General features: G+C 51.2%; 1 rRNA gene. It reads left to right on the top strand.

Annotated features, from left to right (window positions below):
* A 23S ribosomal RNA gene (locus tag H0X90_RS35625) occupies nt 1-234 on the top strand; the annotation flags it as partial.
* Between the last annotated feature and the right edge of the window lie 12 nt (nt 235-246).

Raw genomic sequence — 246 nt, 5'->3', positions numbered from 1 at the left:
GTGGACGAACCTCTGGTGTACCGGTTGTCACGCCAGTGGCATCGCCGGGTAGCTATGTTCGGAAGAGATAACCGCTGAAAGCATCTAAGCGGGAAACTCGCCTTAAGATGAGATATCCCTGGGGACTAGATCCCCTTGAAGGGTCGTTCGAGACCAGGACGTTGATAGGTCAGGTGTGTAAGCGCAGTAATGCGTTCAGCTAACTGATACTAATTGCCCGTAAGGCTTGATCCTATAACAAGTCTG

This window comes from Burkholderia sp. 9775_39 (assembly GCF_015712225.1).
In the GTDB taxonomy this organism is placed as follows: Bacteria; Pseudomonadota; Gammaproteobacteria; order Burkholderiales; family Burkholderiaceae; genus Burkholderia; species Burkholderia cenocepacia.
This window is presented reverse-complemented; position numbering and strand designations above follow the sequence as displayed.